Origin of the sequence: Pseudomonas sp. Fl5BN2 (genome assembly GCF_009908205.1) — a bacterium.
Classification (GTDB): Bacteria; Pseudomonadota; Gammaproteobacteria; order Pseudomonadales; family Pseudomonadaceae; genus Aquipseudomonas.
Map to the genome: position 1 here is coordinate 1 of NZ_JAAARL010000082.1, position 428 is coordinate 428.

Sequence of the window (428 nt, forward strand, 5' to 3'; positions counted from 1 at the left end):
CTTCCAGATCGCGACCGATGATATTCCGTCCAAAGTCGTCTTTGCCGGATACCGTTTTCTGTTTGCCGGTGCGTTGCTGCTGCTCTTTGCCCTGGCCCAGCGTAAACCGATTGGCAGGCTCACACCCACGCAGTTTGGTCAGCTCACGATCCTCGGGCTGACCCAGACCACCATCCAGTACACCTTCTTTTATATCGGCCTTGCTTACACCACCGGGGTGAACGGCTCGATCATGAATGCCACCGGGACCTTCTTCAGCGTGCTGCTGGCGCACTTTATCTACCACAACGACAAACTCAGCTATAACAAAACGCTGGGCTGTGTTCTGGGCTTTACCGGCGTGATGCTGGTGAACTTCCACGGCGGGTTAAGTGATTTCCAGTTTGTCTGGCAAGGTGACGGATTTGTGGTGCTGGCGGCCTTTATTC

The 428-nt window shown here is 54.7% G+C and carries 1 protein-coding gene; it reads left to right on the top strand.

Going from position 1 to position 428, the window contains the following annotated elements; genetic code table 11:
- Positions 1-428, top strand: a 428-nt coding sequence (locus GV819_RS32665; RefSeq protein WP_161760123.1) for a DMT family transporter, incomplete at both ends; no start/stop codon positions are given.